The sequence below is a fragment of the Bradyrhizobium sp. NBAIM08 genome (genome assembly GCF_020193935.1).
Classification (GTDB): domain Bacteria; phylum Pseudomonadota; class Alphaproteobacteria; order Rhizobiales; family Xanthobacteraceae; genus Bradyrhizobium; species Bradyrhizobium yuanmingense.
Window position 1 is genome coordinate 273,154 of record NZ_JADYVR010000003.1, and the last position, 14,545, is coordinate 287,698.

The 14,545-nt window shown below is 65.2% G+C and carries 15 protein-coding genes; all 15 read left to right on the forward strand.

Annotated features, from left to right (window positions below):
• Positions 1–26 precede the first annotated feature (26 nt).
• Positions 27–935 carry a flagellin gene (locus tag I6F37_RS12180; protein ID WP_036007017.1) on the forward strand — a complete coding sequence of 303 codons (909 nt, stop codon included), beginning with the start codon at positions 27–29 and terminating at the stop codon, positions 933–935.
• 268 nt (positions 936–1,203) lie between these two features.
• Positions 1,204–2,118, forward strand: coding sequence for a flagellin (locus I6F37_RS12185; RefSeq protein ID WP_225151321.1), 915 nt, complete (start codon positions 1,204–1,206; stop codon positions 2,116–2,118).
• A gap of 296 nt (positions 2,119–2,414) precedes the next feature.
• Positions 2,415–4,040, forward strand: a complete 1,626-nt coding sequence (fliF, locus tag I6F37_RS12190; RefSeq protein WP_036007021.1) for a flagellar basal-body MS-ring/collar protein FliF — start codon at positions 2,415–2,417, stop codon at positions 4,038–4,040.
• Positions 4,037–4,732 carry a hypothetical protein gene (locus tag I6F37_RS12195; protein ID WP_036007023.1) on the forward strand — a complete coding sequence of 232 codons (696 nt, stop codon included), beginning with the start codon at positions 4,037–4,039 and terminating at the stop codon, positions 4,730–4,732. Before fliF ends, I6F37_RS12195 begins: the two co-directional genes overlap by 4 nt.
• 6 nt (positions 4,733–4,738) lie before the next feature.
• Positions 4,739–6,052: a MotB family protein gene (locus tag I6F37_RS12200; protein WP_036007025.1), complete on the forward strand. Its 1,314-nt coding sequence runs from the start codon at positions 4,739–4,741 to the stop codon at positions 6,050–6,052.
• Complete coding sequence (locus I6F37_RS12205) at positions 6,049–7,224, forward strand: chemotaxis protein (RefSeq protein ID WP_036007028.1); 1,176 nt, start codon at positions 6,049–6,051, stop codon at positions 7,222–7,224. Before I6F37_RS12200 ends, I6F37_RS12205 begins: the two co-directional genes overlap by 4 nt.
• Positions 7,221–8,564, forward strand: a complete 1,344-nt coding sequence (locus I6F37_RS12210; protein ID WP_225151323.1) for a flagellar hook-length control protein FliK — start codon at positions 7,221–7,223, stop codon at positions 8,562–8,564. Before I6F37_RS12205 ends, I6F37_RS12210 begins: the two co-directional genes overlap by 4 nt.
• The gene (locus tag I6F37_RS12215) at positions 8,515–9,096 is read left to right on the forward strand and encodes a transglycosylase SLT domain-containing protein (RefSeq protein WP_225151325.1); all 582 of its coding nucleotides are present in this window, start codon (positions 8,515–8,517) and stop codon (positions 9,094–9,096) included. Before I6F37_RS12210 ends, I6F37_RS12215 begins: the two co-directional genes overlap by 50 nt.
• A gap of 106 nt (positions 9,097–9,202) precedes the next feature.
• Entirely contained in the window at positions 9,203–10,435 is a 1,233-nt protein-coding gene (locus I6F37_RS12220; RefSeq protein WP_025034317.1) for a flagellar hook protein FlgE, read from the forward strand.
• Positions 10,436–10,469: 34 nt separating this feature from the next.
• Positions 10,470–11,945, forward strand: coding sequence for a flagellar hook-associated protein FlgK (gene flgK / locus I6F37_RS12225; RefSeq protein WP_057030131.1), 1,476 nt, complete (start codon positions 10,470–10,472; stop codon positions 11,943–11,945).
• A gap of 3 nt (positions 11,946–11,948) precedes the next feature.
• Entirely contained in the window at positions 11,949–12,995 is a 1,047-nt protein-coding gene (locus I6F37_RS12230; RefSeq protein ID WP_057030132.1) for a flagellar hook-associated family protein, read from the forward strand.
• Between the two features lie 68 nt (positions 12,996–13,063).
• Positions 13,064–13,408: a flagellar biosynthesis regulator FlaF gene (gene flaF, locus I6F37_RS12235; protein WP_036007043.1), complete on the forward strand. Its 345-nt coding sequence runs from the start codon at positions 13,064–13,066 to the stop codon at positions 13,406–13,408.
• Complete coding sequence (gene flbT, locus I6F37_RS12240; protein ID WP_036007045.1) at positions 13,408–13,818, forward strand: flagellar biosynthesis repressor FlbT; 411 nt, start codon at positions 13,408–13,410, stop codon at positions 13,816–13,818. The genes flaF and flbT overlap by 1 nt, the downstream gene beginning before the upstream one ends.
• Positions 13,819–13,833: 15 nt before the next feature.
• Complete coding sequence (flgD, locus tag I6F37_RS12245; RefSeq protein WP_036007048.1) at positions 13,834–14,253, forward strand: flagellar hook assembly protein FlgD; 420 nt, start codon at positions 13,834–13,836, stop codon at positions 14,251–14,253.
• Entirely contained in the window at positions 14,250–14,516 is a 267-nt protein-coding gene (gene fliQ / locus I6F37_RS12250; RefSeq protein WP_025034323.1) for a flagellar biosynthesis protein FliQ, read from the forward strand. The genes flgD and fliQ overlap by 4 nt, the downstream gene beginning before the upstream one ends.
• The last annotated feature ends 29 nt before the right edge of the window (positions 14,517–14,545 follow it).

Consider the following 14,545-nt stretch of genomic DNA (forward strand, 5'->3'; position numbering starts at 1 on the left):
AACGCGTACATAAAGGGACATTCGCAATGTCAAGCCTGCTTACGAACTCGACTGCCATGACCGCACTCCAGACCCTGCGGTCTGTGGGTTCGCAACTCTCCACCACGCAGAACCGGATCTCCACCGGCCAGCGCGTGTCCACTGCCTCGGACAACGCCGCTTATTGGTCGATCGCCACCTCGATGCGCTCCGACAACGCCGCGCTCTCGGCGGTGTCCGACTCGCTCGGCCTGTCGGCCGCGACCGTCGACACCGAATATACCGCTCTGACCTCGGTGATCGGCGACAAGGACTCGGGTCTGACCAAGCTCCAGGCGCTGCTGGTCCAGTCCAAGACTGCAGGTATCGACCGCACCAAAATCCAGGCGGACATCACCCAGATCCAGCAGGACATGAAGCTGAAGGCCAACTCGGCGACCTTCAACGGCATCAACTGGCTGAGCACCACGACGGGTACGACCCCGACGAGCTTCAGCCTGGTGTCGTCCTACTCGCGCGTCGGCGGCACACCCACCATCGGCTCGATCACGGTGACGACGGCCAACTACACGCTCTACTCGACCACGCAGACCGGCATTCTGGACACCGTGGCCGGCAGTGCGTCGGTCGACACGATCAACATCGCCGCGCTGACCGACTCGGCCGCCGACCAGACCACGCTCGATGCCTACATCGCGCAGGTCACGACTGCGATCAACTCGGTGGCCTCGGCCGCCGCCAATCTCGGTGCCGTCAAGAACCGTATCTCGACCAACACGAACTTCGTGAAGTCGCTGATGGACTCGGTTGACCGCGGTGTCGGTCAGCTCGTCGACGCCGACATGAACGCGGAATCCACCCGCCTGGCCGCCCTTCAGGTCCAGCAGCAGCTCGGCGTGCAGGCGCTCTCGATCGCCAACAACAGCAGCCAGAGCATCCTGTCGCTGTTCCGCTAAGGCGGAAGTCATCTGGGGAGGGCCGCGCTTCTCGCGAAGCGCGGCCCTTTCGTTTGGGCATGGCCACGCGCCCAAGTCCGGCCGACTGTTGCGGCCGGAACACAGGGCCACAAGCCCCGCACAAGCTTCGCTCGCTAACCTCGCCGCTACGACAGATTGGGCCTTGAACCCGCGTTTGCGGCACGCCCAAAGGCATGACGCCGCCCTGTCGTACCGGTGCAAGCCCGGTATGTCCCCAACTCAAGTCAATCTTCAAAGGGACATCAAAATGGGTTCTAGTCTTCTCACCAACTCCTCCGCCATGACCGCGCTGCAGACCCTGCGGTCTGTCAGCACGCAACTCGCCGCCACGCAGAACCGGATTTCCACCGGGCAGCGCGTGTCCACCGCCTCGGACAACGCTGCCTATTGGTCGATTGCGACCTCGATGCGCTCCGACAACGCCGCGCTGTCCGCGGTCTCCGACTCGCTCGGCCTGTCGGCTGCGACCGTCGACACCGAATACACCGCTCTGACCTCGGTGATCGGCGACAAGGACTCGGGTCTGACCAAGCTCCAGGCGCTGCTGGTCGAAGCCAAGACCGCCGGTATCGACCGCACCAAGATCCAGGCCGACATCACCCAGATCCAGCAGGACATGAAGCTGAAGGCCAATTCGGCCACCTTCAACGGCATCAACTGGCTGAGCACCACGACGGGCACCACCCCGACGAGCTTCAACCTCGTCTCGTCCTACTCGCGTGTCGGCGGCACGCCCACCATCGGCTCGATCACGGTGACGACCGCCAATTACACGCTCTACTCGACCACGCAGACCGGCATTCTGGACACCGTGGCCGGCAGCGCCTCGGTCGACACGATCAACATCGCCGCGCTGACCGACTCGGCGGCCGATCAGACCACGCTCGATGGCTACATCGCGCAGGTCACGGCGGCGATCAACTCGGTGGCCTCGGCCGCTGCCGATCTCGGCGCGGTCAAGAACCGCATCTCGACCAACACGGAATTCGTCAAGACCCTGATGGACTCCGTGGATCGCGGCGTCGGCCAGCTCGTCGACGCCGACATGAATGCGGAATCGACCCGCCTGCAGGCTCTGCAGACCCAGCAGCAGCTCGGCGTTCAGGCGCTCTCGATCGCCAACCAGAACAGCCAGAGCATCCTGTCGCTGTTCCGCGGCTAAGCGGCGCTTTCGAAAACGACCGTGCTCCCTCAGGGAGCACGGTCCCCGCCGTGATGGTGGGCGCCGACACGCGATATGCCGGCAATCGAACCTTCGTCATACGTCTTGCGACATGCCGCAGCCGGTCGGGCTGCCCTGCGCGCGAGCGCTTGCTCGCGCCTGCCAAACCGATTGCGTCGCCCCGTCTTGCATATTTGCAACGCCTCGCCAGCGAACCCGAACATTCGCGCCTCGCGCAACCTTCAGACAAGGTTGGCAGCTGAGTGTCGTCACCATTCGCATTGGTACGAGGTCATATGCTCAGTCGTGCGCAGGTACAGCAACTGCTCAACAATCTGCTGGAGCTTGGGCCGCGACGCCTGATGGCCTTGGGACTGATCGGTTTTGCGGTTCTCGTCACCGTCGTCGGCGGCGCCTATTATCTCAGCCGCCCCGAGTTCGAAACGCTCTACACCGGCCTCACCCGCGAAGACGTGACGCGCATCGGCGCGGCACTGCGCGAGCAGAACATCACCTTCGACGTCAATTCCGCCGGCGATGCGGTCTCGGTGCGTCCAAGCCAGACCATGCAGGCGCGGATGCTGCTCGCCGAGAAGGGGCTGCCGACCAGCGCCAATTCCGGTTACGAGCTGTTCGACAAGATCGGCTCGCTCGGGCTGACCTCGTTCATGCAGGAGGTCACCAAGCTGCGCGCGCTCGAAGGCGAGATCGCCCGCACCGTCCAGCTGATGAAGGGCGTGAAGGCGGCGCGCGTGCATATCGTGCTGCCGGTGCGCGGCTCGTTCCGCGCCACGCAGCAGCCGCCTTCGGCATCGGTCGTGCTGCGCACCGACGGCGCGATCGAGGCGCGCACGGCACAGTCGATCCGGCATCTCGTCGCCGCCGCCATTCCCGGCATGAGCCGCGACAAGGTGACGGTGCTCGATGCCGACGGCTCGATGCTGCTCGCCGAAGAGGACGAGGCCAGCGCCGCGCCAACCAAGATGGCGAGCCTGCAGAAGACGGTCAGCGGCATGGTGCAGGAGAGCATTCGCAAGGCGCTGACGCCGTATCTGGGCCTCGACAATTTCGAGGTGAGCGTCGCTCCGCAGCTGTCCACCGACAAGCGGCAGATCAACGAGACGGTCTACGATCCCGAGAACCGCGCCGAGCGCTCGGTGCGGGCCGTACGCGAGAAGGAATCCTCGCAGAACGCCGACCGCTCGTCGCCGACCACGGTGCAGCAGAATCTCCCCGACCAGCAGGTGAATGCGGGCGGCGGCAAGAACTCCAGCGAGGACAAGACCCGCCGCGAGGACGTCACCAATTTCGAGGTCTCCTCCAAGACCACAACGACGGTCAGCGACGGCTATTCCGTCAAGAAGCTGTTCATCGCCGTCCTGGTGAATCGCGCTCGGCTGGTCGCCGATCTCGGCGACAAGAGCAACCAGGCCATCATCGACAGCAAGCTCGCCGAGATCAGCCAGCTCGCGGCGACCGCGGGCGGATTGGACAAGGCGCGCGGCGATCAGATCCAGGTGACGGCCGTCGATTTCATCGAGGGCTCGCGTGAGCTGGCGCCGGTGCCGCCGATCAGCTTCGTCGAGATGATCAACAAGCAGCTCGGCAGCGTCATCAACGCGATCACGATCCTGGCCGTGGCTTCGATGCTGGTCTGGTTCGGGCTGCGGCCGGCGGTCAACGGCATCCTGACCCATCGCGCGGAGCAGGAGCAGGCCGAGGCGGCCGAGGCCGCCCAGCTCGAGGCCTCGGCGGCCCTTGCGCTGCCCGACGGCGAGGAGGCCGAGCTCAACCTCGTCGAAGACCTCGAAGGCAAGATGCAGCGAACGCCGCAGAAGCGGCTCGAGCAGATCGTCCGGCTCGATCAGACGCAGGCGGCGGCGATCCTTAAAGACTGGATGCGACGCGAGGAGGCGGCATGAACGCGGCAATCGGAAAACTCCTGACGCAGTTCGATGCGAACGGCCGGGTCAAGTCGTCGCCGCCGCCCCCGCCTCCAAAAATCCAGGACGTGCTGACCAGGCCAAAGGAGGCGAGGCGCGATCCGCAGCCTCAATCGCAGCCGCAGGCCCACACGCAGCTTCAGGCTCAGTCCCCTGCGCCCGCGACGGAAGCGCCGCCGGTCAATCTCCTGGACGATGCCTATCGGCGCGGCCATGCCGCGGGCGTCGCGGAAGGCGACGCCAAATTGGCCGAGGAGCGCGTCCGCAGTGCGATCCGGCTCGGCGAAGAGCGGGCCAAATGGTCCGACCAGCAGGCGGTCGCGATCGTCAGCGGCTTCGAGGCGGCCTGCCGCGAGATCGAGACCAACATCGCAAGCTCCGTGGCGCGGATCCTGCTGCCGTTCCTCGCCGATGCGGTGCGCGACAAGGCGATCGGATCGCTGGTCGAGCAGATCGCGGCGCTGACCGGCAGCTCGTCGGCGCCCGCCTTCAAGGTCACCGGCCCGAGTGAGCTGCTGGACCTCGTGAAGACGCAGCTCGAGGCGTCCAGGCGAACGGGCATCGCATACGTGGCCGCCGAGACGCTCGAGGTGCGCGTCGTGGCCGACCTGACCGTGATCGAGACGCAGATCTCCGCCTGGAGTGAACGCCTCAAGGAAGCGCGCCGGTAGTCCGCCATGGAGGAGGTCAAGCATGAGATCGTGATCGTCCGCCGCCGCAGCGCCTTCGCCGAGGAGGCGCATCACGGCGGCGTCTGGAAGATCGCCTATGCGGACTTCATGACCGCGATGATGGCGTTCTTCCTGGTCATGTGGCTGCTCAACGCGCTCAACCAGGACCAGAAGCAGGTCGTCGCGAGCTATTTCAATCCGATCAAGCTCGCTGAGAACTCACCTGCCCCAAAGGGCCTCAAGGATCTCTCCAACAAGGAGCCGTCGTCGTTCGAAGGCCAGGACGGCAAGCGTCAGCCGGCCGGTACGAACGAGGAAAGGCGCGGCGATTCTCCGACGGCTGAGAAGCCGGCCTCTTTCGAGGAGAAGGTCCTGTTCCGTGACCCCTATGCGACGCTCGCCGAGATCGCCAACAGCGCGAACCAGTCGACGGGCCAGCGGCGCGCCGGCGCTCTGACCTCCGCTGAAGAGGACGGCCTCAAGGGGGGCGATGCCTATCGCGATCCATTCGATCCGGGCTATTGGAAGCTGGCGCCACAGGCGTCCAAGGACGCCGATCGCTTCATCGAGAGCGAGCCGAAGCCGAATGCCTCCGCGCGAGACGGCGCAGCCGGAGCAAATCCGGGCGAGGTGCAGGCGCGCCGGAGCAGGACGGATGATGCCGGCGGCAACGTGGCTCCGGGCCCGGAGAGCTCGTCCGCAAGCCTGTCGCCGCTGATGCCGCCGGGCGCCGCACCGACGCAGTCGCCGCGCGAGGGCAGCGCCCAAGCTGGCGTCCAGGTGAGCACCGCCCCGCAGGCTCGTCCCAACGATGCGGCGAAGGAGCCGGAGGCGCGCGACGCGGCGCAAACACAGCAGCCCACCCTCAAGCAGCTTCAGTCCGCGGTCGCGGAGGCGCTGTCGGACATCAAAGCAGGGGCGGGGCCGGCGGCCGAGGTGCGTCAGGTCGAGGAAGGGCTCCTGGTCAGCCTCACCGACGATGCGAGCTTCGGCATGTTCGCGGTCGGCTCGGCGGAGCCGCGGCCCGAGCTGATCCGCGTGATCGACAAGATCGGGCCGCTGCTGATGAAGCGCCAGGGCATGATCATCGTCCGCGGGCATACCGACAATCGGCCGTATCGATCGGAAACCTACGACAATTGGAGGCTGTCGACCGCGCGTGCGCAGATGGCCTATTACATGTTGGTCCGTTCCGGCGTCGATGCGCGGCGGATCGAGCATATCGAAGGTTACGCCGATCGGCGGCCGAAGCTCCCGAACGATCCGGCGGCCGCCCAGAACCGCCGGATCGAAATCCTGATCCGGGAGAAGCGACCTTGATCAGGCTGCTGCGCCGCGCCGTCTTGCTGCTGCCGTTCATCGCGGCAAATGCGCTTGCCCAGCCTGCACCCCAGGGCAGCGAACCCTATGAGCTCGTCCGCGCGCTGCAAGCGGTGCAGGACGGCATCGCCAATGGCGACACCGCCGCACATGGCAGTCATATCGCGCTGATCCGGCAAATCGGCGAGAAGTTTCTCGCGGCCGATCCCGCGGTGTGGAGCAATCCGCGGAACGGCCAGGCGGTCGTTATCTACCTGCTCAGCGGCGGTGCGCCGCAAATCGTCCGCAAACTGCCGCGCGACAAGTTGAACGTCGACGAGCGGCTGTTCAACGGTGCGCTCGCCTATGTCGAGGGTCGCCAAGAGGAAGCACGGGAGCTGCTCAAGGAGATCAAGCCGCGGACGATTCCTTCGGGACTGGGCGGACAGGTCGCGCTGGTTCAGGGCGCGCTGTTCGCGCGCGCCGAGGCCTCGCTCGCGATCGAGCGCCTGGACGATGCGCGCCTGCTGTTGCCCGGCACGCTGGTCGAGGAGGCGGCCCTGCGGCGCGAGATCCTGCTGGTGGGGCAGGCGGAGGATTTCGAGAAGTTCGAGTTCCTGACGCTGGCCTATATCCGCCATTACCGCAACTCGATCTATGCGGGCGATTTCTGGCAGCGCTTCTCCGCGGGGCTGACGCAATCGAGCCTGGCACTCGACGAGCGCCGCTTTGCGCGGATCTCAGCCTTGCTCGAGCAGATCGATCGCGCCAGCCGCCTCAAGCTCTATCTCATGATGGCGCGCGCCGCGATGGTGCGCGGACGGCTGACCGTGACCCGGCTGGCCGGCGAGCGGGCATTGACCCTCAGCGCGGATACATCGGCGGAACGCGAGCGCGCCCATTTCCTCCGCGGCGCCTCGCGCGTGCTCACCGACGAATATGACGGCGGTCTCGCCGAACTGAAGGCGCTCGACCGGTCGAAGCTGCCCGAACGCGACGTCCCCCTTCTCAATGCCACGGTGCAGCTCGCGCTCGACGTCCGCAAGCCGTTCGCGGGCGGATCCGCCGCGGCGGCGGATAAGCCCCCGGCAACGCCGGCGCGACTCGATCTGGCGTCATCGACCGCGACGCTCGCACGCGCGCAGAAGCAGCTCGGGGAGCTCGAACTCCTGACCAAGGATCGCCGGCCATGACCAAGCTCAGCGGAACCTCCGGACAGCTCTTCAACGGTCTCGCCGAGAGTCTCAACATGCGCGGGTCGCGCGCGGCAAAGGGTGCCGCGACCAAACCACAGGCGAACTCGTCCTTCAACGATCTGCTCCACACCGTCTCGAATCTCGCCAAGCAGGCGCTGAGCGAAGACGGCAGCGAGGCGGCCGCGAAGACCGGAACGCTGCGCACGCGTTCGATCCATCCGGCCGAGCAGGAGCAGCCGAAGGAGGCGGCGCTGCGCGAACGCGTCGCGACCATTGCTGATCCAAAGTCCATGGACGAGACCTCCGACACCAAGTCCGACAAGCTGGCGGAGCAACCACGTCCGGTCGATCATCTCACCGGGACAGATCGCCAGGATCAATCCGGCATCGCTGTGATGGTCGGGCAGGAGATAGCTGCTGTGTCTGCCGTGAAACCGCAGATGCAAGTGCCCTCCGCAGACAAGGACGCGCCCGCGCGTGACGAGCGGTCGCCCTCGGCGAAGCACGAGGCACCGGGCGCGGTGAAGGCGGCGACCGGCGATGCCGGTCCATCCAGTCCTGCCCCGGCCGGCGCGCGCTCGCAGGCGGCGGCTTCGCAAGCGATGGCGGCGTCGCAATCTGCGCTGACGCAAGGTGCGGAAGCCTCGAGCGCAAGGCCGGCATCACCCGGCTTCGAGGCGGTTACGGCCGATGTCGAGCGCGCTGCCAAGGCTTCGGCGCGCGCCGCGCTACCCGAGACAACCAAGGTCACCGTGGTCCAGCAGGAAACCCATCTGCCACCGGCGCAGTTCAACGCCCCGCAGCAGGTTGCCAATGCAGTCGTCGCCGAGCTGAAGGAGTCCTCGGCACCGGCTGCGTCCGCGGCACCCGATCTCGCCGCATCCCAGACCAACGCACCGGATCAGCCGCTCAGAATCCTGACGGTCAATCTCGAACCGCCCGCGCTCGGCAACGTCACGGTGCGCCTGCGTCTCGTCGGCACCGAAGTGTCCGTCCAGCTCGCGGCCGAGCGCAAGGACACGAGCCAGATGCTCGACCAGCAGCGCGACCAGATCCGCGAGCTCATGCAGTCGGCCGGCTACGTCGCCGACGTCGCGCCGGTCCAGCACGGCTCGCTGGACGGATTCCAGAGCGGCTCCGGCCAGTCCCAGCCCCAGCTCTCGGGCCAGCAACAATCCTCGCCGCAGTCGCAAGGCGCGTTCGGCGGTGCCGGCACGTCGTCGGGGCAATCCGACGGCGGCGCAAAGCAGGCCCGCGAGGGGCGCCAGTTCAACCAGGAGACGCGTCATGAGCAGGACGTGGCGCCGCATCACCGTCGCGGCCCTGTTTATCTGTAACGCGAGCGCTTCGGAAGCCGCCGCCGAGACTGCGCGCCCCTGCGAGCGCGAGATGGCGCGCGCGGCCCGGCAGCATGGGATTCCGCTCGGCATTCTCTATGCGGTCGGCCTCACCGAGACCGGCCGGCGCGGCGCGCTCCATCCTTACGCGCTCGGGGCCGACGGCCAGACCGTGTTCGCGAAGGACATCAACGATGCAATCGCGAATTTCGAGGCCATGCGCAGCAAAGGCATCAAGCTGATCGATCTCGGCTGCATGCAGATCAACCATTATTATCACGCCGAAAAGTTCGCTTCGGTCCGGGCGATGTTCGATCCCGCGGGGAACGTCGAGTACGCCGCGCGCTTCCTCAAGGAGTTGAAGCAGCGCGAAGGCAGCTGGACCATGGCGGTCGCGCGCTACAACGCGGGTCCCAACAATCAGCCGGCGCAGAAGCGCTATGTCTGTCACATCCTTGCGCATCTCGTCTCGAGCGGTTTCGGCGCGTGGACGGACAAGGCGCGCTCGTTCTGCCAGCCCAAGACGAGCTGAAGCAGAGCTGACCGGACCACGACAAGTTGTGCATCGCGCCCAATCATCAGCCCCGCGCAAGCAAGAACCCCCATTGTAGCTGCAACCTACCAAAGGAGCCCAATTCATGAGCCTGTATGGTGTTATGCGCACCGGCGTTTCCGGGATGAACGCGCAGTCCAACAAGCTGTCGACGGTCTCGGACAACATCGCCAACGTCAACACGACGGGCTACAAGCGGGCTTCGACGGAGTTCTCCTCGCTGATCCTGAAGAGCGGCTCCGGCAATTACGATTCCGGCGCTGTCGAAACCAAGGTCCGCTATGCCATCAGCGACGGGGGCAATACGCAGTATACCACGTCGACCACGGACCTCCGCGTCCAGGGCAATGGCTTCTTCGTGGTGTCGAACGCCAACAACACGCAGCAATATCTGACGCGGGCCGGCTCGTTCGTGCCCGACAGCCAGGGCAATCTGGTCAACGGGGCCGGCTTTTATCTTCTCGGCCAGCCCGGGAACGTGACCAACTTCTCGCAGAACAGCCTGTCCGGGATGCAGATCGTCAACATCGCCCAGGTCTCGCAGGTGCCGGTGCCGTCAACGGCGGGGACGCTCACGACCGGCAATTTGGATCCGAAAGCGGCTGTCATTGCTGGCCCGCCCGGCCCGGCGTCATATTCATCGAAGAGTTCGATCGTGGCCTACAACAATATCGGCCAGGCCGTTACGCTCGACGTCTATATGTCCCACACGGCGACGGCTGCCGGCTCGGATACCTGGCAGATCGGGGTCTACGACTCCGCGACGGGCACCTCGCTCGGCGCCGCCACCACTTTCACCTTCGACACCACGGCGGCCGGCAGGGGCGCGCTCGCCGCGGCGAGCCCGACCGGTCTCGCCTTCACCGTTCCCGGAGGTGCGGCGATGACCTTTGACCTGTCGAACTTGACCCAGGTCGGCACCGACTTCAGCTTCAAGGCCACTGTCAATGGCAGCGTTCCCTCGGCGATCGACAAGGTCGATATCGACGATGCCGGCCATGTGACGGCGATCCTCAAGAACGGGCAGCAGCTGACGCTCTACACCATCATGCTCGCCGACGTCGCGAGCCCCGACAATCTGACGCCCGAGCCCGGCAACGTCTATTCGACCAACATGAATTCCGGCAACGCGCAGGTCGGAAATGCCGGCACGGGTGGGCTCGGCACGATCCAGTCCAGTGCCCTGGAGGACTCCAACGTCGACCTTGCGGACGAACTCACCGGCATGATCGAGGCCCAGCGCGGCTTCACGGCGAACTCGAAATCGTTCCAGACCGGCTCGGATCTGCTGGATGTCGTCGTCAACTTGAAGCGCTGAATTCCTCGGCGCTCGTTTCGGGCAAGAGCACGCCATGTCGCTTACCGCCGCTCTCAACTCGGCTCGCTCCTCGCTCATGGCGTCGAGCGTTCAGTCGTCGGTCATCTCGCGCAACATCGCCGGTGCCAGCGCCACCGGCTATTCGCGCAAGCTCACCGTGCTGGACAATCTGCCCGGCGCCGGCGTCTATGTCGCGGCGATCCAGCGCGCCGCCAGCTCGGGCCTCTACAACAACGTCCTGATCGCGACCTCGTCGTCCGCCAAGCAGACCGCGATCTATGACGGCCTGCAGAAGATCGCCACCGCGACGGTGGACGATCCGGAGCTCGACCAGTCGCCGACGGCGCAGCTCAACGCGCTGAAGCAGGCGTTGCAGAAATATGCCAACGCCCCTGACAACGCCACCCTGGCGCAGGCGGCCGTCGCGTCCGCCAAGGACATGGCGACCGCGCTCAACCAGGCGACCCGGACCGTGCAGTCGGTCCGCGAAAGCGCCGATGCCGACATGAAGACGTCGGTTCAGAATATCAACCAGTTGCTCTCCCGGTTCGAGACCGTGAACACCGCGATCGTGAAAGGCACGATCTCCGGCGACGACATCACCGACTATCTCGATCAGCGCGACAGCATCGTCTCGCAGCTGTCGCAGGAGGTCGGCGTCAACATGTCGATCCGCCCCAACGGCGACGCGGCGCTCTACGCCGACAGCGGCGTGGTGCTGTTCGACAAGACGGCGCGGACGGTGAGCTTTGCGCCGACGAATGCCTACACCGCCGGCACCACGGGCAACGCCGTCTACATCGACGGGGTCCCGGTGACCGGCGCCAATTCGGTGATGCCGCTGAAGTCGGGCAAGCTCGCAGGCCTCGCCCAGCTGCGCGACCAGGACACCGTCACCTATCAGGGCCAGCTCGACGAAATCGCGCGCGGCCTGATCAATACGTTCAGGGAAAGCGATCAGACCGCCGCGGCGCTGCCCGACGTTCCCGGTCTCTTCACCTATCCGGGCGCGCCGGCGATGCCGGCGAGCGCGACCGTCTCGGTGGGCCTCGCCGGCACGATCTCGGTCGCGGCCTCGGTCGATCCGAGCCTGGGCGGCAACCCGAATTTGCTACGCGACGGCGCGATCAGCGGCAACCCCGCCTACCAATACAACACCGCCGGCAACGGCGGCTATTCGGCCCGACTGCAGCAGCTCATCGGCGGCATGGATGCCGCGCAGCCGTTCGATGCAACGACGCAAGGCAAGCCGAGCGGCAGCCTGATCGACTTCGCATCATCATCGGCGAGCTGGATCGAAAACCAGCGCAAGACCGCCGACGCCAACTCCGAGTACCAGAGCACATTGCTCAACCGCAGCATCACGGCGTTGTCAAACGTCAACGGCGTCAACATGGACGACGAAATGGCCTTGATGCTCCAGGTCGAGCGAACCTATTCGGCCTCGTCGAAGATCATCTCGACCGTCGATGAAATGCTGCAGAGCCTGCTGGCCGCCGTGGGGAACTGAGCCATGATGAGCGCGAATTACGTTTCCACCCTGATGCTGTCCTCGTCGTTGAGGTATTCGATAACGAACAACCAGGCGGCGCTGAGCAAGGCCTCGACCGAAGCGACCACCGGCCGCTTCTACGACGTTGGTCTGGAACTCGGTGCGACGACGGGAAGCGACCTCACGCTGCGGGCGGACTGGAGCTTTGCCGACCAGCTCGTCGACACCAACGGTCTCGTCTCGGGACGCCTGGACGTGACGCAGAACAGGATCACCCAGCTCAACAAGACCGCGACCGACTTCCTCAAGGATCTGATCGCGGCCCGCAGCACCGACGGCGGCGGGCGCGTCATCCTGCCGCCTGCATCCTCCAATCTCCAGGACCTGATCGGCGCGTTGAATGTCTCCTATAACGGCTCGTCGCTGTTCTCGGGCATCAACACGCAGAACGCGCCCATCACGCCGTACGCCGCGGGCTCGGCCAGCAAGAACCAGGTCGATGCCGATTTTCTCGCGGCCTTCGGCTTCCCGCAATCCTCGCCCGCCGTGGCCACCATTACGCCGGCCCAGATGCAGACCTTCCTGGACACCACCTTCGATGCCGGGTTCGCGAGCCCGGCCTGGAACACCAACTGGTCCTCGGCGACGGACCAGACCATGCAAAGCCGAATCTCCACCACCGAGATCGCGGACACGTCAGTGAGCGCCAACGAGATCGGCTTCCGCAGGCTCGCCGAGGCCTACACCATGATGGCCGATCTCGGGAACGTGAAGCTGAGCCAGGAGACGTTCCAGGTCGTCGTGGACAAGGCCATCGGGCTGGTCGGCAACGCCATCAACGATCTCGCTGCGCTCGGCGGCAGCGTCGGCACGGTTCAGCAACGGGTCACCACCGCAACCGCCAAGCTCAAGACGCAGCAGGACATTCTGAACAATCAGATCGTCGGAATGGAAGCGGTCGACCCGACCGAAGCCTCGGTCCGCGTCAATACGCTGCAGACACAGATCCAGACCGCGCTGGCGCTCACCTCGCAGCTCCAGAAGATCAGCCTCATCAATTATCTCTGAGCCAAGGCTGCGCTGTCAGGCTCGTAACCTTTGTCCAGTTGTTCGGTTTTCTGCGAAGAGTGGTCCTGATGACGTTTGAAGCCTATGAAGCGGTCGTTGACGATAGTGGCTATGAGGCGCGCAGCCGTGAGCGGCAGGCACTCAGCCTTGGCATCGACCGGCTCGAGCGGATCCAGAAGGGACGTTTCAGCCCCGAGGATCAGGTCGAGAGCCTGCTCTATGTGCGGCGGCTGTGGACGATCTTCATCGAGGATCTCGCGCACCCGGACAACGGCCTGCCGGACAAGCTGCGTGCCGACATCATCTCGATCGGCCTGTGGGTGGTCAAGGAAGCCGATCGTCTCCGCGAGCAGCGGTCCAGCGACGTGGTGCAGCTCATCGAAATCAACCGCCTGATCCGAGACGCGCTTTAATGAAGATCTCCTTGCGCGCGGGCGAACGGGTCTACATCAACGGCGCGGTGCTCCGCGTCGACCGCAAGGTCTCCGTCGAGCTCGTCAACGACGTGATGTTCCTGCTCGAAGGGCAGGTCATGCAGGCGTCCGACGCCACCACGGCGCTGCGGCAGCTCTATTTCATCGTCCAGCTCATGCTGATGAACCCGACCGACGTTCGCGACGCTGCGGCGCTCTACGCCCAGCATCACGCGGCCCTGTGTGCCGTTTGCGAGAACCGCGAGATGCTCGATGGGCTCGGCGCGATCCACGAACTGGTTGGGGCGACCCGCTATTTCGAGGCGCTCAAGCGGATTCGCGCGTTGTTTCCGGTGGAGCAGGCCATCCTGGCCGGCGCCGCCGCCGTTTCCCCAGTCGAAGCTGCCTGACAGCGGAGAGACAAGATGAACGTCACCAGCGCGACCGACAGCACCAGCAGATCCAGTTCGACCGACACCAACTCGACGACGTCGAGCAACAGCGTGGACTACAACACGTTTCTCCAGCTCCTCATCGCCCAGATGAAGAACCAGGATCCGACCAATCCCATGGACACCGCGCAGTATATGAGCCAGTTCGCCCAGCTCTCGACGGTCGAGCAGGCGATGCAGACGAATGCGAAGCTGGACGCGCTGCTGTCCTCGCAGTCCTTGTCGCAGGCCAACGGGCTGATCGGGAAGACGGTCAGCTTCACCGACTCGACCGGCGCGACCTTTAGCGGCAAGGTCGTCTCGGTCTCCATCAACAGCGACGGCTCCATCGCGACGCTTCAGGACGGCACCAAGGTCGCGGTCGGACCGGGCCTCACGATCAGCCAGTCATGAACGAGCGGGACGCCCTCGATATCGTCCAGGCGGCGATCTGGACCATCATCGTCGCCTCCGGGCCCGCGGTCGGCGCTGCCATGCTGGTCGGCACCGTCATCGCGCTGATCCAGGCGTTGACCCAGATCCAGGAGGTGACGCTGACCTTCGTTCCGAAGATCATTGTCATTCTCCTGGTCGTTGCCGTCTCCGGCTCCTTCATCGGCGCGCATCTGTCGACCTTCACTGAGATGGTCTATTCCAGGATCGAGCGCGGCTTCTGATCCGGACGGCCCCGGCACCATCCCCGCGT